Source organism: Dorea sp. D27 (genome assembly GCF_001185345.1).
GTDB lineage: Bacteria > Bacillota > Clostridia > Lachnospirales > Lachnospiraceae > Extibacter.
On sequence record NZ_KQ236743.1, the window covers coordinates 80,646 to 101,178 of the forward strand.

24 protein-coding genes and 2 tRNA genes are annotated in these 20,533 nt (G+C 43.4%); 16 read left to right on the forward strand and 10 right to left on the reverse strand.

Annotated features, from left to right (window positions below; translation table 11 throughout):
• Window positions 1-563: 563 nt before the first annotated feature.
• The 3 genes from HMPREF0980_RS00360 (at window position 564) to HMPREF0980_RS00370 (ending at window position 4,362) form a co-directional block, all read left to right on the forward strand.
• A complete protein-coding gene (locus HMPREF0980_RS00360; RefSeq protein ID WP_049727191.1) occupies window positions 564-1,835 on the forward strand; it encodes a [Fe-Fe] hydrogenase large subunit C-terminal domain-containing protein in 1,272 nt (423 codons plus the stop codon).
• A gap of 253 nt (window positions 1,836-2,088) precedes the next feature.
• Window positions 2,089-3,669, forward strand: a complete 1,581-nt coding sequence (locus HMPREF0980_RS00365) for a DEAD/DEAH box helicase (RefSeq protein WP_049727192.1) — start codon at window positions 2,089-2,091, stop codon at window positions 3,667-3,669.
• A gap of 93 nt (window positions 3,670-3,762) precedes the next feature.
• Window positions 3,763-4,362 carry a nucleotidyl transferase family protein gene (locus HMPREF0980_RS00370; RefSeq protein WP_049727193.1) on the forward strand — a complete coding sequence of 200 codons (600 nt, stop codon included), beginning with the start codon at window positions 3,763-3,765 and terminating at the stop codon, window positions 4,360-4,362.
• A gap of 81 nt (window positions 4,363-4,443) precedes the next feature.
• Here HMPREF0980_RS00370 and HMPREF0980_RS00375 read toward each other — a convergent pair whose 3' ends face one another.
• Window positions 4,444-4,758: a YbjQ family protein gene (locus tag HMPREF0980_RS00375; protein WP_049727194.1), complete on the reverse strand. Its 315-nt coding sequence runs from the start codon at window positions 4,756-4,758 to the stop codon at window positions 4,444-4,446.
• 93 nt (window positions 4,759-4,851) lie between these two features.
• On the reverse strand, window positions 4,852-5,649 hold the full coding sequence (dapB, locus tag HMPREF0980_RS00380; protein ID WP_049727195.1) for a 4-hydroxy-tetrahydrodipicolinate reductase: 798 nt from the start codon (window positions 5,647-5,649) through the stop codon (window positions 4,852-4,854).
• 208 nt (window positions 5,650-5,857) lie between these two features.
• Here dapB and HMPREF0980_RS00385 point away from each other — a divergent pair.
• Window positions 5,858-5,932, forward strand: a tRNA-Pro gene (locus tag HMPREF0980_RS00385).
• Between the two features lie 299 nt (window positions 5,933-6,231).
• The gene (locus HMPREF0980_RS00390) at window positions 6,232-6,594 is read left to right on the forward strand and encodes a nucleotidyltransferase domain-containing protein (protein WP_049727196.1); all 363 of its coding nucleotides are present in this window, start codon (window positions 6,232-6,234) and stop codon (window positions 6,592-6,594) included.
• Between the two features lie 174 nt (window positions 6,595-6,768).
• Here HMPREF0980_RS00390 and HMPREF0980_RS00395 read toward each other — a convergent pair whose 3' ends face one another.
• Window positions 6,769-7,008, reverse strand: coding sequence for a helix-turn-helix domain-containing protein (locus HMPREF0980_RS00395; RefSeq protein ID WP_049727197.1), 240 nt, complete (start codon window positions 7,006-7,008; stop codon window positions 6,769-6,771).
• 365 nt (window positions 7,009-7,373) lie between these two features.
• On the opposite strand from HMPREF0980_RS00395, the gene HMPREF0980_RS19560 reads away from it, so the two are divergent.
• The 6 genes from HMPREF0980_RS19560 (at window position 7,374) to HMPREF0980_RS18825 (ending at window position 11,522) form a co-directional block, all read left to right on the forward strand.
• Window positions 7,374-7,496 carry a hypothetical protein gene (locus HMPREF0980_RS19560; protein ID WP_255351341.1) on the forward strand — a complete coding sequence of 41 codons (123 nt, stop codon included), beginning with the start codon at window positions 7,374-7,376 and terminating at the stop codon, window positions 7,494-7,496.
• 53 nt (window positions 7,497-7,549) lie between these two features.
• Window positions 7,550-8,113: a hypothetical protein gene (locus HMPREF0980_RS00405; RefSeq protein ID WP_049727199.1), complete on the forward strand. Its 564-nt coding sequence runs from the start codon at window positions 7,550-7,552 to the stop codon at window positions 8,111-8,113.
• A gap of 312 nt (window positions 8,114-8,425) precedes the next feature.
• The gene (locus tag HMPREF0980_RS00410) at window positions 8,426-9,439 is read left to right on the forward strand and encodes an NAD-dependent epimerase/dehydratase family protein (protein WP_049727200.1); all 1,014 of its coding nucleotides are present in this window, start codon (window positions 8,426-8,428) and stop codon (window positions 9,437-9,439) included.
• A gap of 300 nt (window positions 9,440-9,739) precedes the next feature.
• The gene (locus tag HMPREF0980_RS00415) at window positions 9,740-10,219 is read left to right on the forward strand and encodes a GNAT family N-acetyltransferase (protein WP_049727201.1); all 480 of its coding nucleotides are present in this window, start codon (window positions 9,740-9,742) and stop codon (window positions 10,217-10,219) included.
• A gap of 100 nt (window positions 10,220-10,319) precedes the next feature.
• A complete protein-coding gene (locus HMPREF0980_RS19680) occupies window positions 10,320-11,243 on the forward strand; it encodes a phage baseplate protein (RefSeq protein ID WP_049727202.1) in 924 nt (307 codons plus the stop codon).
• Window positions 11,244-11,363: 120 nt separating this feature from the next.
• Window positions 11,364-11,522, forward strand: a complete 159-nt coding sequence (locus HMPREF0980_RS18825; RefSeq protein ID WP_198146136.1) for a hypothetical protein — start codon at window positions 11,364-11,366, stop codon at window positions 11,520-11,522.
• A 62-nt stretch (window positions 11,523-11,584) separates the two neighbouring features.
• On the opposite strand, the gene HMPREF0980_RS19855 is transcribed toward HMPREF0980_RS18825, so the two are convergent.
• Window positions 11,585-12,052, reverse strand: a complete 468-nt coding sequence (locus HMPREF0980_RS19855) for a TspO/MBR family protein (RefSeq protein ID WP_049727203.1) — start codon at window positions 12,050-12,052, stop codon at window positions 11,585-11,587.
• Between the two features lie 142 nt (window positions 12,053-12,194).
• Window positions 12,195-12,524 carry a sporulation initiation factor Spo0A C-terminal domain-containing protein gene (locus HMPREF0980_RS00430; protein ID WP_049727204.1) on the reverse strand — a complete coding sequence of 110 codons (330 nt, stop codon included), beginning with the start codon at window positions 12,522-12,524 and terminating at the stop codon, window positions 12,195-12,197.
• Between the two features lie 621 nt (window positions 12,525-13,145).
• Here HMPREF0980_RS00430 and HMPREF0980_RS00435 point away from each other — a divergent pair.
• The 3 genes from HMPREF0980_RS00435 (at window position 13,146) to HMPREF0980_RS00445 (ending at window position 16,741) form a co-directional block, all read left to right on the forward strand.
• The gene (locus tag HMPREF0980_RS00435) at window positions 13,146-14,054 is read left to right on the forward strand and encodes a lactate/malate family dehydrogenase (RefSeq protein WP_049727205.1); all 909 of its coding nucleotides are present in this window, start codon (window positions 13,146-13,148) and stop codon (window positions 14,052-14,054) included.
• Between the two features lie 297 nt (window positions 14,055-14,351).
• Window positions 14,352-15,401, forward strand: coding sequence for a BtrH N-terminal domain-containing protein (locus HMPREF0980_RS00440; protein WP_049727206.1), 1,050 nt, complete (start codon window positions 14,352-14,354; stop codon window positions 15,399-15,401).
• 32 nt (window positions 15,402-15,433) lie between these two features.
• Window positions 15,434-16,741 (forward strand): S41 family peptidase, encoded by a 1,308-nt coding sequence (locus HMPREF0980_RS00445; protein ID WP_049727207.1) that lies wholly within the window; start codon window positions 15,434-15,436, stop codon window positions 16,739-16,741.
• A 116-nt stretch (window positions 16,742-16,857) separates the two neighbouring features.
• Here the strand turns inward: HMPREF0980_RS00445 and HMPREF0980_RS00450 are convergent, their stop codons facing one another.
• The 5 genes from HMPREF0980_RS00450 to HMPREF0980_RS00470 form a co-directional block, all read right to left on the reverse strand.
• On the reverse strand, window positions 16,858-17,205 hold the full coding sequence (locus HMPREF0980_RS00450; RefSeq protein ID WP_049727208.1) for a sporulation initiation factor Spo0A C-terminal domain-containing protein: 348 nt from the start codon (window positions 17,203-17,205) through the stop codon (window positions 16,858-16,860).
• 138 nt (window positions 17,206-17,343) lie between these two features.
• Entirely contained in the window at window positions 17,344-17,499 is a 156-nt protein-coding gene (locus HMPREF0980_RS19055; protein ID WP_006442578.1) for a hypothetical protein, read from the reverse strand.
• Window positions 17,500-17,636: 137 nt separating this feature from the next.
• Window positions 17,637-17,707 (reverse strand) — tRNA-Gly (locus HMPREF0980_RS00460).
• Window positions 17,708-17,774: 67 nt separating this feature from the next.
• Window positions 17,775-18,728 (reverse strand): hypothetical protein, encoded by a 954-nt coding sequence (locus HMPREF0980_RS00465; RefSeq protein ID WP_049727209.1) that lies wholly within the window; start codon window positions 18,726-18,728, stop codon window positions 17,775-17,777.
• Window positions 18,729-18,767: 39 nt separating this feature from the next.
• Complete coding sequence (locus HMPREF0980_RS00470; protein WP_049727210.1) at window positions 18,768-19,142, reverse strand: PH domain-containing protein; 375 nt, start codon at window positions 19,140-19,142, stop codon at window positions 18,768-18,770.
• Window positions 19,143-19,342: 200 nt separating this feature from the next.
• Here HMPREF0980_RS00470 and arcC point away from each other — a divergent pair, with 200 nt between their 5' ends.
• The gene (arcC, locus tag HMPREF0980_RS00475; protein ID WP_049727211.1) at window positions 19,343-20,272 is read left to right on the forward strand and encodes a carbamate kinase; all 930 of its coding nucleotides are present in this window, start codon (window positions 19,343-19,345) and stop codon (window positions 20,270-20,272) included.
• 61 nt (window positions 20,273-20,333) lie between these two features.
• Window positions 20,334-20,519, forward strand: a complete 186-nt coding sequence (locus tag HMPREF0980_RS00480; RefSeq protein ID WP_049727212.1) for a ferredoxin — start codon at window positions 20,334-20,336, stop codon at window positions 20,517-20,519.
• Window positions 20,520-20,533 lie beyond the last annotated feature (14 nt).

Sequence of the window (20,533 nt, forward strand, 5' to 3'; positions counted from 1 at the left end):
ATCCCTTGCCTGACTCCGGCTCTTCTTCCAGCAACGGCGTGCACGCCTCGCTGCAAACGTTTAACTGCGATAATATACACCGTACTAATTTGTATGTGTTGTATACACTAAGCTTGCTACCATTTTCCATCTAGCTGACGCAGCCAGCGTTCATCCGCTGGCCAGTAACGTCACACGGCCGCTCACGCCCTTGTTAGTAAAGTAGATAGCGGACGGGGAGCCGGGTGGGAGATGCGCAGGTGTAAGCGGGAGAGGCGGAGAATCCTTTCCGTAGCCCTTATCCTGCGTGATGCAAGCCGCTATCGGCGCGCATTCCGGAGGGTTAGGGATACGTGAAATAGTCGGAGCCTCGTACGCATCGAAGCATCTGCCACCCGGCTCCCCGCCCGCCGCCTAATTTACTTAAACTTACATTTTGTCTTTAATGCACTGAATGGTAAGGCTATGCCGAAAATACCGGGAATGTTAGAAGCCTCTGATGGATGAAACGCCAGTTTTTCGTCAATAATGTCTGTAAAGGCAGTCTTGACAGCTGCCACAACGGATAAGGAAGAGGATAAGATATGAAAACATTTGAGGAACTTTACCAGGCGGTTCTTGAACGTAAGATAACACTTGAGGAACCTTTGCCGGCAGAATATGATCCACAGCATCTGGATTGTCTGCTCCATCCTGAGAAGTACGCACCTGTAATCCAAGATGTGGAGTGCAGAGAATGTGCTTATGACCGGGCATGCCTTCAGAGCTGTATATTTGACGCGATTGAGATTGGGGAAGATGGAAAGGCCAGAATCAATCCTTCCCTGTGCACCGGCTGTGGCGTGTGTATTGATGCATGTGAAGAGAAGCACCTGAGCGCAGGCAGGGATGTGCTCCCTGCCATGAAGGCGGTGAGGGAAGCAGAAGGTCCTGCTTATATGATGGTGGCCCCTGCATTTCTCGGACAGTTCGGCGAGGAGATATCCCCGGGACAGCTGCGGAAGGCCTTTAAGGCGCTGGGGTTCACCGGCATGGTAGAGGTTGCCCTCTTTGCGGACATTCTTACCTTGAAGGAAGCACTGGAATTTGACCGGCACGTGAAGAAGCAGGGGGATTATCAGCTGACGAGCTGCTGCTGCCCGGTGTGGATTGCTATGATACGTAAGATATACCATGAGCTGATGCCGCATGTACCTGGGGCGGTATCTCCGATGGTGGCCTGTGGACGTATGATAAAGAGAATCCACCCGGATGCAGTCACCGTATTCGCAGGACCGTGTCTTGCTAAAAAGAAAGAGGCAAGAGAACCGGATATCTGTGACGCGGTGGACCATGTGCTTACCTTCCAGGAAGTTATGGATATCTTCCGGGCGGCGGACATCCGTCCGGAAGAACTGGAAGACAGCAAAAAAGAACATGCCTCCAAGGCCGGACGCCTCTATGCACGGACCGGTGGTGTAAGCCGTGCGGTCTCTGAGATGGTAGAACAGCTGAGACCTGACAGAAGCATTGCGGTACAGAGTGAACAGGCCAACGGTACAAAGGAATGCATGGCTATGATTCAAAGGATTAAAAACAAAGAGACAGATGCGAACTTTTTTGAAGGGATGGGATGTATAGGAGGATGTGTCGGCGGCCCGAAAGCGGTCCTGGAAAAGGAAGAAGGGACAAGGCTTGTAGATGATTATGGCAAGAAATCCCCTTTTAAAACACCTCTTGAGAATCCTTACGTAAGAAAAGTGCTGGAAGAACTCGGTTTTGAAACGGTAGATGACTTGTTAAAAGACGATACACTGCTCACAAGGTACTTTGAAAAACCAGAAGGAGAAGCCGGTACCGTCGCTAATCAGATGTAATAGAAATGTAGGAACGCAACATAAAACGAAAGATCACTTGAAAAAAAGTGTAGACAGATAAAAGGCAAATGTGTTATGATAACACTCGGGACTTTGTGAATACTCTTTACTTGGTTAGCAAGTAAGGAGTATTTTTATGATAATAAGAGACCTTGTACCAGTAAATTATCAGAAAACTTAAAGAATTTCCAAAGGGGTCAGACCCCTATCGCAGCAGGGGTCTGACCCCTTTGGAAAATGAAAGGAATTGTAGATGGATACAGTAAGATTTGAAGAATTAAATTTATGCCCTGAGATTATGAAGGCAGTGAAGAAGATGGGGTTTGAGGAGGCTTCTCCGATTCAGGCTAAAGCTATCCCGCTTGTCAGGGAGGGCAGGGATATCATCGGCCAGGCACAGACAGGAACGGGTAAGACAGCGGCATTCGGTATTCCGCTGCTGGAAAAGATTGACCCGAAGAGCAAGAAGCTGCAGGCAGTTGTCCTCTGCCCGACGAGAGAGCTTGCCATACAGGTGGCGGATGAGATACGTACGTTGGCTGGCTATATGCATGGAATCAAGGTGCTTCCAATCTATGGCGGCCAGGAGATAGTGAAGCAGATACGTTCGCTGAAGAGTGGTGTACAGCTCATGATAGGGACGCCGGGTCGTGTCATGGATCATATGCGGAGGAAGACTGTGAAAATGGAGCATGTGCACACGATTGTCCTGGATGAGGCAGACGAGATGCTGAACATGGGATTCCGTGAGGACATTGAGACGATTCTGGAGGGTGTTCCGGAGGAACGTCAGACAGTACTGTTTTCTGCCACTATGCCGAAACCGATTCTGGAAATAACGAAGAAGTTTCAGAAGAATGCCGAAATTGTAAAGGTGACAAAAAAAGAACTGACGGTTCCTAACATTGAACAGTTTTATTATGAGGTGAAGCCAAAGAATAAAGAGGAAGTGCTTTCAAGACTTCTGGACATCTATAATCCAAAGCTTTCGGTCGTGTTCTGTAATACGAAGAGACAGGTCGATGTTCTCGTAAATGGTCTGCTTGGCAGAGGGTATTTTGCTGCTGGACTTCACGGTGACTTGAAACAGGCGCAGCGTGACCGTGTCATGCAGGGATTCAGAAGTGGAAAGACAGATATTCTTGTGGCTACGGATGTTGCAGCCAGAGGGATTGATGTTGAAGAAGTGGAGGCTGTGTTTAACTATGATCTTCCGCAGGACGATGAATACTACGTACACCGTATCGGAAGAACAGGCCGTGCCGGTCGTGTGGGGCGCTCCTTTTCCTTCGTGTCAGGCAAAGAAGTTTATAAGCTGAGAGAAATCCAGCGTTACTGCAAGACTAAGATATATGCACAGAAGGTTCCGTCTCTTGATGACGTGGCCAATACAAAGATGGAAAAGGTTATGGAAGAGGCTTCACGTATCATAGAACAGGAAGATTTAGGCACTTTTATCCAGCTCGTTCAGGAAGAAATCAATGATACGGACTACACGAGCATGGACATCGCAGCGGCACTTCTTAAGATGTGTACGGGGACAGCTGAAGAGAATGATGCAGAGAATTTTGAAGATACAGGAGCAGAGGAACCTGGAATGGTCCGCCTCTTTATAAATATTGGGAAAAAGCATAAGGCAAAACCAGGAGACATTCTGGGAGCTATAGCCGGAGAGAGTGGAATGCCGGGTAAGGTTGTGGGCACAATAGATATGTATGACAAGTACACTTTTGTGGAAGTTCCGAGAGAGTATGCAAAAGAGGTCCTAAGCTCGGTCAACCACACGAAGATTAAGGGCAAAGCAGTAGAAGTGGAGCCTGCAAACCGCAAATAGCAAACTTGTACAATACTTGCATTTTAAACGGATAACAGAGTATACTATGAGGGTAGAAGGCTGAACGTGTACAGATAAAAAGGGGAGAAGTATATGGTAGCAACAGGGGTTGTTAACGGAAGGTTCCAGGTATTTCATCTAAAACATATGGAATATCTGCTTGCGGCGAAAATGCGCTGCAATAAGCTATATATCGGGCTGACGAATCCCGATAATACTTATGTGAGGGAAACGGTCAACGATGAGAACCGTTCCGCAAAATCTGCAAACCCGCTGACCTATTACGAACGATGCCAGATGATACGCGGTGCGCTCCGCGAGTTTAACGTACCCGATGTAGAATATGAATTTATTCCGTTTCCTATCAACCGGCCCGAGTATATACTGCAGTATGCGCCACAAGACGCTGTATACTATATGGGAATCTGTGACGATTGGGATGAAGAGAAGTACAAGATATTGAGAAGTCTTGGTCTTGAGATAGAGATACTGTGGCGCAGAGAGCCGGAAGAGAAGGGCATAACAGCATCATGGATAAGGAGTTGTATTGCTACAGATGAGGAATGGGCCCATCTCGTACCGAAAAGTGTCTATGAATATTTGACGGGAAATGATCTGGACTTAAGAATCAGACGGTTGGAATTGATACGCATGGCAGAAAAAGATATGAGCCTTGTAAAAGATAGGATTTAGAAATGCAGTTGGGGACGGAGTATTTTTCAAATACCTCCGTCCCCAACTGCATTTAACGTGTCCCTTTTAACCAGAAGAGCCCTAGTCGATAAATTTAACGGCTGTTCCATATGCCATAATTTCTGCTGCTCCCTGCATTACCTGGCTGGAAGCGTATCGGATATTGACTATTGCATCCGCGCCCATGGCCTCTGCGTCATCAGCCATCCTCTTCGTAGCGATAGCCCTTGCCGCGTTCATCATCTCGGTGTAGGAAGTAAGCTCTCCTCCTACAAGCGTTTTGAAACTGTTCATGATATCCTTGCCCATATGTACCGACTGTATGGTAGTCCCGCGGACGAGTCCAATCATCTCAAATTTTTTTCCCGTTATATAATCTGTGTTAACTAAAATCATTGTTTTACCCCCTTGAAAAATTGATTGTATTATTGAATTAATACAATTGTACTACTTGAATCTCATTATTGCAAGCAGTTTGAGTTATTTTATTTAAAGATTCAAGACATCCTTGATAGTATAGAAACCGGGCTTTTTATCAGCCAGATAAACAGCACAGTCGCATGCTCCCCGGGCAAAACATTCCCAGTTATAGGAATGATGAGTAATTTCGAGACGCTCCCCCATAAAACCGAAAAAAACAGTATGGCTGCTCGGTATATTGCCTGCCCGAAGGGAATGATAGCCGATAGTCCCATTTTCACGAGGGGAGACGCCATGGCGGCCATATACTGCTATATCCTCCAGTTCCTTGCCCAGTGTACGTGCCATAATCTCACCCATCTCTTTGGACGTTCCACTTGGAGCATCTTTCTTCCACTGGTCATGCATTTCTAAAATTTCGATATCAGCCTCTTCTCCTATGGCAGCAGCAGCCACTTCCAGAAGCTTGTTCATTACATTTACAAGCTTTGAAGTGTTGGCCGCATAAAGCATTGGAATGGAGCCAGAAGCATCTTTAAAACGCTGCATTTCTTCCACGCTGAAACCTGTTGTACCGCACACGAGTGCTTTTTTATGTGTGATTGCAAGATTCAATACTTCCATTGCCATTTCTTTTGTGGAGAAATCTATGATGACATCACAGAAATCAATAACAGATGCCAGATCGTCTACGACGGATACCCCTAAATCATAGCCTGTCATGGCCACTTGTCCAAGGTCGCGCCCTATATACTCTCTGCCCTTAGGCGCGACACCTGCAACGAGTTCCATATCTTCCCGGCCGGCGGCAATCTGCGTGATTAATTTTCCCATTTTTCCTCTTGGGCCTACAACAATAACTTTCATATTGCATACTCCTTTCGCATACCTTATTGAACATCAATAAATATAATTTTGTGCATGCTGTAATGAATATATTTTAACACATATATGTGAAATATGTTGCGATTTTGGTTTTGATTTTTCAGAATATGAGCATAATGAAAAAAGAAGTACAAAAATGGACGAAAGGGTTGCAAAATACGACAAGATTCGAGTATAATGATAAAAGTGACGGGGTATGGCTCAGTTTGGTTAGAGCGCACGGCTGGGGGCCGTGAGGTCGCAGGTTCGAATCCTGTTACCCCGATTATCGGCACAACATCTGCTTGAGGCAGGAGTTGTGCCTTTTTCTATGTTCTGAGGATATCTCAACTCCGATAAAAGCATTGGTACAGATAAGGATAAGAAAATCTTTATAAGAAGATGCGGCTACACCTGGGTGGCTCCTCTGCGGCGACTGGAATGAAAGAGTTAGTAGACACTTTATATCTCCTGGATAAAATGGAGTATTCCTAACTGGTATACTATAATAGGGATATAAAAAGCAGGAAGATTGAATAAAAGTAATCAGCTCATGGTAAGAATCACAGGTAAGGAGTGATGGCAATGAAAAACATACATGACATATTATTGGAATTTTCGCAGGAGGTCAGGCAGTTGTTTGGGGATAAACTGACAAAGATAATTTTGTATGGTTCCTATGCACGTGGGGAGCAGAGGGAAAACTCGGATGTAGATATTATGATATTAGCAGACATAGAGCCGGAAGAGGTCAGCTATTATGCAGATAAGGCTTTTGACATTGCCTACAAGTTTGAACTAAGATTTCAAATAGAAATTAATCCTAATATACAAAGCATAAAAGTATACGAGAAATGGAAGACAGCATATCCATTTTTTATGAATTTGAAAAGGATGGGATTGCGGTATGAACCAAGATATTTACGGAAAAGAACTTGCCAGGTATAAGCTTGAAAGGGGAAAGTTTCCCAAAGAAATGGGCAGAGCACTCTCATAAGCCGCTAAAATTCGTCATGCCAGCGATTAGGATGAGTCATGACCTGATGCAAAGGGGGTAAAAGCGACTAATAATTGCTAAAAACTAGAAGCCATTGTCATCATTATGCATGTTGACAATGGCTTTTAGTCTTTAAACATAAGAAGTTTATAAACAGGGATATCCAGTACATTAGCAATTTGAAACAGGGTATCTAAAGAAACAGAGGTGGGCATATTCGGGGCTTCAATATTGCTAAGATGGGTGCGGCTTATATTGACTGCTTCCGCCAGTTCCAATTGGGTAAGTCCACCGAGTTTCCTGTAATACGCAATATTTAAACCTAATTTGATATAGTCGTCTGCATGGTTAAGATTATTCTTCATATGCGCTCCTTTCTTTTACTATAATTTTAACCAATCAAACACATTGCATAAACAAATTAATGAATTGCTATAGCAATGTAATATATTGCATAATTGTGTAATGGCTGATATAATGGATTGTAAGTTGAAAATACAGAAAAATACTTGCAAAGAGAGTTCTAAAGATAATAGAAACAAGAAAGAAAATGAAAAGGAGAAAAAAAGAAAACAACATCAGAAGCAACCGATAATCCATATAATTTTTCGCCGGAAAGACTTGGTTTTTCAGCATAATAATTCAGCCATCTATTGACGGTATAGCAGAAAATACAATTGGGGAAATGCAAGGTTTTATTGATGCAATGGGGTATGAAGAGACGGATAAATTGGAAAATACACAGCCAATATCAAATAGACGTGAAAAAGAGCAATATCCTAAATATATAAAATATATACCAACAGATAAGGTAAATACACTTCCCGCGGAAGAGGATGAAATTACAGCTTAGACATAGATGTTGAATATAAAACTAAGTAACCCAAACAAAAGGAGGAAAACAAAATGGCATTATTTGACAAAGCACTTAAGACGGCCAAAAACATTGGCAATTCGGTAGCAAATTCAGCAGTTAACGCAGGTTCTAACGCAGGAGTTGCCGTCCAGGAACAGTCAGAACTTGCAGGATTAAAAATGCAGGTGAACGTAATCGAGGAAGAGCTGAACTCAGCATACGCTCAAATTGGGAGAAAGTATGTAGAATACGTCATTGAAACGCAGGAAATGCCTCAAGTTGACGTATCAGATACTTTGCGGATGGCAGAATCTAAACTGGAAAAGCGTAAGGAACTGGAAAAACAAATTATAGAGTTGGAAAAGCGGATTAAGCAGAAGAATCTTCTCCGGGAAAAAGAGCAGGCAGAAGAAGAATTCCGTAATGAGAAACAAAAACTTGACAGGGCTTTATCTATGGAGGTACTTACACAGGATGATTACAACAAAAAACTCGCAACTGCTCAGAAGAAAGTGGACAACTTTGAGGAAATCAGAAGAACTGAACAGCAATTCGATATGGGGCTTATTACAAGGGAAGAAAAGGAAGCCAAAATCAAGACATTAACAGAGTAGTCAGTAGATTTATTAGTAACATGATACTTTATCAGACATCTAATTTTTAATACATTTAATGATAAGACCAGTATATGCAGAACATGTATACTGGTCTTATTATTTTGAAAGGGGGATTTTATGAAGAATGGTAAACCATATTACTATTCTTCTATTTTTCTGATGGAAAAGCTGAATTGTTGGTTGATAATGGAGGATTGTTTAACTGCAAGTGTACATTTTTTGCTAATAAACTAACAATATAGATATATTTATTGTCAATTACATTTCTGAGATGTTATCCTTGAATCATTAATGAAAGAAGGCATGTATATGAAGATATTTATGATTGGCGGAACTGGATTGTTGGGGAGTGAGGCAGCAAAAGAATTGATTGCAAGAGGTCATGAAGTAACAACGATTGCACGCGCCATCCCTCCATCCGATGGAGGACTGCCTCAGGAAATGAAGGTTGAGCAAGGGAATTATTTGGAAATGACAGAGGAAGAACTAAGAAAGAAATTTCAGGGGTATGACGGATTTATCTTTGCCGCAGGAATAGACGAACGTGTGATAAGCACTCCTCCAGTTTACGAATTGTATAAAAAGCACAATGTGTACCCGATACGTAAGCTGCTTAAGATTGCAAAGGGATGCGGTGTGAAGCACTCTGTCATCTGTGGCTCCTATCTTGCTTACTTAGCTAAGAAATGGCCGGAAAAAGAATTGACACGTTGGCATCCTTATATCCAAAGCCGGATTGATCAGGAGAATGCAGCTATGGAATATGCAGATGAGAATTTTGATGTGTCGGTGTTGGAGCTGCCGTATATTTTCGGAACACAGCCTGGCAGAAAACCAGTGTGGGTATTTCTGATAGAAACGATATCAAAGATGAAAAATGTAACGCTTTATATAGATGGCGGTACGGCTGTGGTGACGGTGCGTCAGGTAGGGCAGGCCGTGGCCGGAGCCATGGAACGCAACAGAGGCGGACACTGCTACCCGGTTGGATATTATAATATGTCATGGAAGGATATGGTTGAGATAATGCAGAGATGCATGGGTCATACCAGCCAGAAATTGATTTACGTTCCTAGGCATAGGTGTGTTGTGGAAAGCGAAAAGCTGATGGCAAAACAGAAAAGTAAAAATTTAGAAAGTGGAATGGATGCAGTAAAATTAGCTGACGTGCAATACGATAAAGCATATATTGACAAAGCCGAGGGAAGTGATTTCCTTGGAGTGACAGAAGATGATATCGACAAGGCAATTGCTGAATCTGTAAAATCATGTATGGACTTTATAAACAATAAGGTTGAAATGAAAGAAATGAAGGCGGACTAATCATAGGAGAGCGCTTCTATGAGGCATAATATAAGGATGATTATCTTGATATAAAGCAGCTAATACAAGGTTTGGTTGGTACAGGAGAAGCGGAATGAATGTGGTGAACTTTATCATCAGTCCAGAATTGCTTGAAACACATATGCAGAAAGGAATAAAAGGGTATGCAGAGTTGTGGAAGTCTCTCATGCCTTTTTGCTTGTACATGTTATAAAATCGAATTATACTGTGAGTAGCGGTAGTTAAACAAATTATCAATGGCTGTAATAATGGAATTAGTGGAAAAGGTGACAAAGCATTATGGAATATGTAAAAGCGACTGAAAAAGACATAGATCAAATCTCAATGATAGTGCAAGATACAATACGGGACGTTTACCCGAAATACTATCCAAAAGAAGTTGTTGACTTTTTTTGTGAACTTCATTGCAAAAAAAATATATCTAAGGATATAAAAAATGGTTTAGTTGGCATGTTGCGAAACGATAATATGATTGTGGGAACAGGCTGTTATAAGGATAACCATATTACAAGGGTATATGTAAAACCAGAATTCCAAGGTAAAGGCTACGGAAGTTTCATTATGCAATGTTTAGAGAATCAAATCAGTTTACAATACGATACGGTTTATTTAGATGCCTCATTGCCAGCAAGTCATTTATATGAAAAAAGAGGGTATCGAACTATAAAGCATGAGAGATTGAACGTAGAAAAAGGAAGAATACTTGTATATGAAGTTATGATGAAATTGTTGCGGAATATTTCAATGGTTAATATGTGATATACGTACTTTACTTATTATATAATTATCTGCATTGTCCCGCCATGTCCCAGCCACATTTGATAGAATACAGTTATCAAATAAAAGGAGGGAACAATAAATGAGTAATAGTAAATTTGTTTTTGAAGTCTATGTAGGTGCAAATGGTAACTGGTATATTAACGATACTGATACCGGTGCAAAAGCGCAGGGGGAGGATGGCATTACTCCACACATTGGTACTAATGGCAACTGGTTTATCGGTAACGTGGATACCCAAGTGCTGGCGCAGGGCCCACAGGGCTTGACGGGGCCTCAGGGCCCAACGGGTGTAACTGGTCCACAGGGAGCAATGGGGCCGAAAGGTGATACCGGGGCGGCTGGTCCACAGGGACAGACCGGTGCAACAGGCCCGAAGGGCGATACGGGTGCGGCTGGATTACAAGGCCCACAGGGAATCCAGGGGCCAAAAGGTGACAAAGGAGACCCGGGCCCGGCAGGCCCGGTGAATATCGCAAACAACCTTGAAACGATAGAAGAAGGAAGTGCCCTTGATGCTAGGCAGGGGAAACTGCTCGATGAAAAGATTAGTCAGGTAGTATCAGATTTTTCTACCATTTCACCTAATGTTCAAAAGCTATTCCTTTTAATGCATCCAGTTGGAAGCATAGTAATACAAACAGCCCAAAAAAATCCAGGTGATTTGTTCGGTGGTACATGGTCTGCATGGGGAAAGGGAAGAGTACCAGTAGGATTGGATGAAAAGCAGATAGAGTTTAACGCTATAGAAAAAGCCGGAGGAGAGAAATCACACGTACTGGCTACTAATGAGCTCCCTTATCATAATCACCCTATTGTTAATAAACGATACGCGACTACTTTTTCTACCGGCGGTACCGGTTATGGTCCGAGTCAAACATCAGGGGATAGAAGCTGGACAAATATATCAGACGAAGATATATCGACAGCATTTGTAGGAAACAATGTGCCACACAACAATTTACAACCTTATATTACTTGTTATATGTGGAAGAGGATAGCATAACAATAACAAAGGATAACTGAATTAGAAAAGCAGATTAAGCAAAAGAATCTTCTTCGGGACAAGGCACTGGCAGAAGAAGAATTCCGTAACCAAAAGCAGAAAATGGACCAGGCACTTTCTATGGAGGTTCTGACCCAGGAAGAATACACGTCTAAATTAGCAATGCTACAAATGAGATTGGATAATTTTGAAGAAATCAGGAGAGCCGAACAGCAATTTTACATGGGACTCATCACAAGAGAAGAAAATGAGGGAAAAATCAAAGCATTGACTGAATAAGGATATAGTAAAAAGCTGACCTGCAATAGTTAAAGCATGTCAGCTTTTCTGTTGTCTTATAATCAAGAATTCATTTTAAATATAAAAAAATTAAGCAGGGCGGCGAATATGCACCATAATAGATAGGGGATTTGCAGATATGCTGCCCAAGGGCTTATCTTGTAGAATTCCCGAATCATCATATATATAAGTACAATTAATACTACAAGCCATATCAGTGCGAATAAGTAAAGATTAAATCTGAAGAAAATAATACTCCAGCAAAAGTTGAAGAATAATTGAAGTATATATATTTTCAGAGCCTTGCCACTAGCAGGGTTATTTGAATTATATATTATGTACGATGAGATTCCCATTAAGACGTATAGAATCGTCCAAACTATCGGGAATACATACGCCGGAGGGCTGAAGTCGGGTTTGGTGATAGAAGAATACGTTGTCATGCTTCTGCTTAATAAAGCAGATAAAGACCCTGCTGCAAGAGGAATAAGAATAGAAATGATCAATGGGCTTCTACTTTTTTCATTCATATTGTCACATTTTCCTTGCTTTACTAAAATTTTATGCAGCCTTTATAGAGAGTATGTTTAAATACAACAAAAGATGCTGCTGGTATGAGACGACCTTCAAATGTATATAGCCGCAGAAAGGAAAAAGGCCCGCATAAGCGGGCTACCCTTCCTGATACAAGTAATTGTAGAGAATGTCTATGAACTCTCCGTTTGCCGGTTTCTGCTTTAGCTCGTAGCCGGTAATGCTGATCAGAAGTTCCCGGTTACCTTTATACCAGCAGTTTGAAATAGCAGTTCGGATACAATGCTCTACGTTGTCCCTTGAGGTACTGAAATGTGTCGCGATATCGATATACAGCGTCTTGTAGACGGACAGCAGATACTCGGTATTTGACATACACAGCTGCAGCGCGTACAGCAGAAAATGAAACCCTTTCAGTGTAGAACGTATCCCGAGCTTTAGCAATAAAGCCCTTTGTTGTTTGACCATGGTGGCGCCCCCTCCTCACGACCTTACGGCTATATTGTAAGCATTTAGCCGCTGAAAAGAGAATCGTGGAAATAAACGGATTATAATAGACTAAAATAATGTAAAATAGTCTAAAAATGACGATAACAGAAATGTTACTACATATTAGATTCGGTTGATACGCGATAACAAAATAGATCTGGGACCGGTAAACATAGCCGACAATCTTGATATCACAGTGGAGTGCTTCTTGTCAGTACATATGCAGGAATCCATATGTCAGCTTTTACATATTACTAAAAAAGTATAGATTTAACAGATGTAAGCGAAGAGGGTCTGGAAACAGATCCTCTTTTATATTGTTTTAACAGTTATGTGAATTATTATTGATAAATAATAGTGCATGTATTATTCTGGATACAAACTTGTTTTGATGGTACGATTGAAATAGCAGGAACAAGAGGTGAAATGATGAAGCTAAAACAGATTGTGTATAAGTAGTCGCTGACAGAACTTATCTGGAACAGAACCAGAAAGAGGAAGTCCGTACGTTGATGAATAAGCATATACAAAACGGCTAACCGGCTTATCTCGTAAATAAGAAGGATAACTATTTATAAAAACAGAAAGGAAGGTTTAAATATGAAAGGAAAAGTAGTTGTAGTCGGACTGGGGCATTTAGGGGCGCATGTAATGCAGATGCTGGCGCTCAGAGGAATTGCAGATGAAGTTGTTGGGATTGATTACAATAAAGAGAAGGAGTATGGAGAAACCAGAGACCTGGCCGATATGGCGGCCTATCTTCCCAGACAGTGTAAGATTCGAAGTGGAAGCTACAGCGATTTAGAAGATGCAGAGGTATTGGTTATCACGGCCAGCGGCAGGATATGTGATGAAGACCGTCTGAAAGAACTGGATGGTTCCATAGCAGTCCTAGATAGGATTATCCCGGAAATACAGAAGAATCAGTTCTCCGGTATCGCGGTAGTGCTCACAAACCCGTGTGATCTCGTTGCTTACTATCTCGACAGTAAGATTGATGCGGCAGTGATAGGTACAGGGACAGCACTTGATTCTGCACGTCTGCGGAGCAGGGTAGGGGAAGCTCTCGATATTGCCCCCTCCAGCATCGAAGGTTACTGTATCGGTGAGCACGGGGACAGCCAGACCGTAGTGTGGTCCCAGGTGAAAGCAGGTGGCAGAAACGTGGTTGGATTGCTGACGAGGGAGCAGATGGAAGAAATAGAACGGGATACGATAGAGGCGGGATGCAAGATTGCAGTCAGTAAGGGAAGTACGGAATTCGGTATTGGAATGGCGGCGACCGAGCTGATTAAGGCCATATGCGGGGATGAAAACAGGGTCCTCCCTTGTTCTGTCAATCCAGAAGGGTATTATGGTCAGGACGGCTGCTTCGCCAGCATACCGTGTATCGTGTCCAAGAATGGCGCCAGACCGCTGCCGGAGATGGACATGACAGAACAGGAAAAAGAACGGTTCCAGGCTAGCTGTGATATAATGAGAAAGATTATCCGGGAAAAGTTCGTCTAGAATACCCGTCTGATTCGGACGAATACATGCTTGACTTTCCTGCGAGGAGGAGCTGGCATGTATACTTCAGGAGAAGGCTAAGCTTATTGAAAGCAATATTGCCAGGGAGAAGGAGCTCATACGAAAAATCAGCAAGAACATCATTCCCCAGAAGGACAGACAGGAGTATAATGAATATAGGATTGATACGGTAGTAATCGGTGAGCCATAACAGGAATGGTAATCACTTTAACTGCTATTATGGCGAGGCCTGCATGGAGATTGCTGATATCGAAGTATTTGATAAGGAGCAAGAAAATGGAACAGATTGTAAAGAACTTTAAACCACAGGGAGGAAAACACTGCATCACGAATTCACTGAAGCAGATTTTCGCCTATTATGGATTCCCGATGTCAGAGGAGATGATGTTTGGGCTGGCGTCCGGCCTTTCATTTTTGTACATCAACCAGTCCGCATCTCCTATGATAAATGGAAGGACGAAAGTATTTGAGTTTGAGAAAAAGCTGGCGGGACGTCTGAACGTTAAGATTGGATGTCGGTCCGGCAAAAAATATGACCGTATCTGTTCTGCGGCAAAGCGCATGATAGATACCGATAATCCGGTCTTAATCTATGTAGATATGCCTTATATGGGATATCTTGGCATGGACCAGGACAGCCATTTTGGAGGACATGCGGTTGTCTTGTTCGGCTACGATGATGTGAGGAGGAAGTTCTGGATAAGCGACAGGGATAATCATGATCATCCGATAAGGGTTCCGGCGGGACAGATAGCAGAAGATTATCATCTCGTTGATTACCTTGAGCTTGAAAAGGCGCGCAGCAGTTCATACAGGCCGTTTCCAGCCAACAACAAATACTTGACATTTGATTTCGGCGGTTATAAAAGACCAGGGAAAGAGGTATTGCGGGAAGCGATTGAAGAGACATGCCAGACGATGCTGAATCCTCCGGCACAGCTTCTTGGAATAAACGGAATCATGAAGTTCTCAAAAGAAATATTAAAATGGGAGAAGTTCGATTCCGCAAAACTACGGCAGGCGGGAATCGTAAACTATTTCCAGATTGACGAGGCGGGCGGGACAGGGGGAGGCATCTTCCGCAACATGTATGGCCGTTTTCTGACAGAGGCCGCGCATATGTTAGAAAATGATGCGATTGCCCTTCTGGGCCAGGAGTTTATCCGTGTCTCTGAATTGTGGGATGATATTGCAGATGATTTGTGGCAGCTATCTCTCAAGGGAGACACAGGACTGCTAGAGAAAATGTCACATTCAATCAAGCATATATATGATATTGAAAAAACTCTATATCAATCGCTTGATAAGGCCATCGGCAGTATATGACTGCTCCATAACTGAAAGGCAGGGAGAGGAATATGGATAATAAAAGAAAAACGATGGGGAAGCTGCTTCTGGTTGTCGTCGCAGTGCTGTTCCTCGTTTATACCGCCTATCGGCTATGGGCAGATCCGCACCGTGGAGAGGTAGAAAAAGCAGAGGAGTCACTGCCTGTAGACGCGATGCTGACAAAGCAACAGGCGGTATCAGATATTGACTATGTGCTGGATCATATAGAATCACGGCATCCTGCGTGTATGGACGGACTGCCGGATGCGGTGAAGAAGCAGGGGGATAAGGAGAAGGAGGCGATGGGCGGCAGCGTCAGCGTACTGAGCCTGTGGCAGTCCATAGCCAGGATTATGGCTCTTATGGATGACGGACATACTGCTGTAAGGCCTAATTATTCCAGCGGGGTTCCCCGGCTGCCGTTCCGATGCAAAAAAGACGGAGACATCCTTACATGTGATGGCGGTGAGTTTGACGGAAACCGTATACGATCGATAGGAGGAGTCAGTGAAGAAGAATTGTACAGAACCTTTCTCCGGCAGTCTTCCTATGAACTTGAGGAGTTTGCCTCTGTCTTGTATGCCAATCACATTGACAGAAAGGACTACCTGAATTTTTTGGGCGTCGATGCGGATACGGATGTAGCTATCGTAATGGACACGCCGGACGGACAAGTGGAAGAAACGCTTCGCTTCGAGGAGAGAGACCTCTCGGCTCTCGACAAAGATCCTTTCATCAGCTTTGCGCTCGATGAGGAGAAAGGTGTGGCGGTACTAACCTTGAAGGAATGCAACTATAATGACGAATACATAGATACCTTGAAAGAGTTTTTCAAGGCTGTAAAGGAAAAACAGATTGGCACCATTGCAGTCGATCTGAGATACAATGGAGGTGGAAATTCTTATGTAATTAACGAATTCCTGCGTTACATAGATATAGATGAATATTATATTTTCGGGGATGTAGATGTCAGATACGGACCGTTTCTTCTTACAGATGAAAAAGAGAAGATTATTAACGAGCAGGAAGATGGACTTGTTTTTGACGGAAACGTATATGCACTTACCTCTTCCGGTACCTTTAGCGCGGCTACTGATTTTGCCGTGGCAGTTGCAGACAATAAGCTGGGATATGTGGTAGGGAGCATGTCAGGAGGAATGCCGTCTACATATGGAGACCTGGTACAGTTCCAGACACCAAATGCAAAGCTTTTGTTCGCGGTATCATACAAATATTTTCACAGGCCTGATTCTTTAAAAGACGCAGAGCCTTTGAAACCGGACTATCCGGTGGATGCCGACAGGGCTTTGGAGGAAGTGTACAGGCTGGTGGAATAGAAGATGATGTACTAAAAAAGCGGCGCTTACCGCCGCTTTTTTGTGCCTGACAATTTAATGGTTTCCTGGAGCTTCATGCATTGGGCAGATATCGCTGAATTTACTTCTAAATACAGTCAATTGTCCTGTGCCTTCAAATAATGAAACAGGATGTCGATAAATTCTCCATTGGTAGGTTTTTGGGTAATCGGATATCCGGCTATCTTTATTAGAAAAGCCTGATTACCCTTATACCAGCAGTTTGACACTACGGTACGGATGCAATGCTCGACGTTATCTCTGCTCGTGTTATACTTTCTTGCTACATCTACGTATAAGGATTTATATACGGAAAGCAGATAACGTTCGTCAAGCATACACAGATGAAGAGCATATTGCAGATAATAGAACCCCTGGTATGTTGAGCGTATCCCAAGCTTAAATATGAGGTTGTTGATTTCTTCCACACTTCTTCCTCCTTCCATTGAAATTGAGGGCAATAAGTAATTGTATCTAATTTAACAATAAAATAGTGATAAAGGGAATGGAAAAGATGAAAATAGAAATAAACAGATAAGAATAGTCCTAAATCGACGAGAACATATACAAAAAGAGGAAACAGATTACTCTGCTTCCCCATCTTTTACTATATCCTCAAGTACATGAATCAGGTCATGGATATTCTCCAGCCGTACGTCACGCTCGAGGATACAGTTTTTCAAGTTGATAGACAATGATTCAAACTTATCCCTGATTGCAGGGGCAACATAAGATGCCATGGAATCACCTCCGCTGTTAGTGTGCGGAGAATTGGGATAAATATACGGATGGGGCAGTTTATGGCCAGATGATAAAAAGCAATCAGACTCTCATAAAAAATCTGATTGCTTTTTTGTTGAAATTCATTCCCACGAAAAGCAGATGACGGGAATCGAACCCGCCTCTCCAGCTTGGGAAGCTGGCATTCTACCGATGAACTACATCTGCACATATATCTGCACAAGAAATATTATAGTCCATAGGCCAGAAAAAATCAAGGAATGAATTTTATTTTTTATCTGACAGGTACAAGCTGAATAGATGTACTTGAAACGGTCAGTGTCGTACCTTCCGGAAGGCTCACGTTTTTGAATTCATGTATACCAAAGCCGTCACCTCCGGGTCCCATAATTTCATTGATACCGCCATCATACAGATTGGAAGAAGAGACATTGCCATTTCCTCCTGTTCCGATTACATTATATACGCCGGCCGGGAAATCGGTACCTGCGACAAAATTGCCGCTTCCAAGATCCACGGTCTCTTCCGGTACCGCAGAGCGCGGCTTCAAGGCAGAAACGTCAGCTTCCGGGCTGCTCAGACGAATAATTGCCGTACCGCCGATGGAGAGCTCGACACCTTGTTTCAAAACAGCATTATTGAACGAATCAATGGAATACTCATCTTTCGGATTGGACATGACTTCGTTCAGGCCACCGGAGAACATGTTGCTGGATGATACATTTCCACTTCCGCTTACTGCCGTCAGCGTATAAGTTCCGGCTGGAAAGTCGATGCCTGCCGTATAGATGCCTGCACTGTATTCACTTTCATATGGCTCAGCCACAAGAGCCTCCTTTTGAACTTCCTTTTTTGCCTCCTGCTTTGCAGGCGCAGCCGGCTGGACATTTGCCGGGGAAGCGTCCTCTTTAGGCGCATCCGGTGAAAAAAATCCCCAGATTGCCATAAGGGCAATGATGACGGTGATTACTATCTTTGTAACTTTCCCCCACTCTTTATATCTCCACATAAGGAAAAGTCCTACAGGGAAGAAAAAGATAAGGAATAGGATGATTACCCAGGTTTTCGTATACCATTTCTCCACGGTGTACTGATAGGATGAATCTGTGTAGTTAAATGGCTTGTACGCCCTGGAATCTTCATTCTTCTTTTCAGACGGCTCTACTTGTGTATCACAATAGGGGCATGTATATCCCTCCATATTGCCGCCGCAGTTTGGACATTTCATAAAAAACCTCTCAATCCTGATAACATTGTCATAATATTATTACAGTGCATAATGGCCGATGATTCTGCCAATCTCAACAATATTGCTTCTGCCTGTAAATTCGAACTTCACTTTTCCTAATCCGCTGAAATACATTTCCAGCTCACTGTCCATATCGAGTACGCCGGCCGTTTCTACTGAAAATACGCTTATTTTTGAGTACGGCATGGATGTAAAATCTTTTTTCTTTCCGGTCATCCCCTGGACATTGACAGAGATAACCCGCTTATCCGTAAATAGGCAGTAGTCACGGATGCCTTTATACACTCCGATTACCTGTTCCCCATCAATCAGTAGTGGAGCAATGTCTTTCATCACGACAGAAGGATCTGTCTCCTTGAGCTTGACGTACTCGCTGTTTTTGAAATCAATCATAATTTCGACCTCTCTTTCCTATTCTATATTTGATATGTAATAACAGCGTTATTATAACACGCTGAGAGAGAAAGTGAAAGTCATTTCTGCTGTGATATTATGGAAATAAAAACGTTGCATTTTATATTGAATGATACTATAATTTTCTTATGTTTTATGCAGGAGAAAGCGGAATTTAAAATCAAGAAGAGGGATAGATTATGAAGAAAAGAGTAGTAGTAGCATTGGGGCACAGAGCACTTGGAACAACGCTGCCGGAACAGAAAGAGGCGGTAAAGCATTCGGCAAGGACGATAGCCGGGCTGATAGAAGCAGGTTACCAGGTGGCAATTACACACAGCAATGCGCCCCAGGTCGGCATGATCCACACGGCTATGAATGAATTCGGCAGGGCGCATCAGGATTACACGGCGGCGCCCATGTCGGTGTGTTCCGCCATGAGTCAGGGATATATCGGTTATGATCTGCAGAACGGCATCCGGGAAGAGCTGCTGAACCGTGGCATATACAGGACGGTCAGCACGATACTGACACAGGTTGTCGTAGACCCATATGACGAGGCATTCTATACGCCGACCAAGGTGCTCGGCCGCTATATGACGGCAGAGGAAGCCAATGTGGAGAGGAAAAAAGGAAACTACGTTGTGGAAGAGCCGGGAAAAGGCTATCGGCGTGTCGTGTCGGCTCCGAATCCGGTCAGTATCGTAGAGATAGACGCAATAAAAGCCCTGATGGATGCTGACCAGATTGTCATCGCCTGCGGAGGCGGCGGCATCCCTGTACTGCAGCAGGACAACCACCTCAAAGGAGCCAGTGCGGTTATCGAAAAGGATCTTGCGGCTGGCAGGATGGCTGAGGAAATAGATGCCGATGAGCTTATTATCCTCACAAGCGTTGAGAAGGTTAAGATTAATATCGGCAGGCCAGAGGAGGAAGAACTCGGCGAGATTACGGTAGAACAGGCTAAGCGATATATGGATGAGGGACATTTCGGAAAATACAACATGCTGCCCAAGTTCAGCGCTTCGGTGGCCTTTATCGAAAAGAGAGAAGGTCGTGGCGCGCTTATAACTTCATTTGACAAACTGGATGCAGCGCTGAAAGGAAAGACTGGGACTGTCATAAAATAATTATTGAATAACATGGAGCTTCTCGGGTCATACTAAGGAAAAATGCGAGGAGGAGTGACCGATGAAAGCCAGAGTAAATGAAGGATGTATTTCCTGCGGCGCCTGCGTAGCCGTCTGCCCGGAGGTGTTCCGTTTTGATGATGACGGTATCGCGGAGGCATATGCCGATGTGGAGCCGGAATATGAAAGCACGGCAAAAGATGCAAGGGACGGATGTCCGGTGTCTGTTATAGATATTGAAGAATAGAAGGTACGTACATG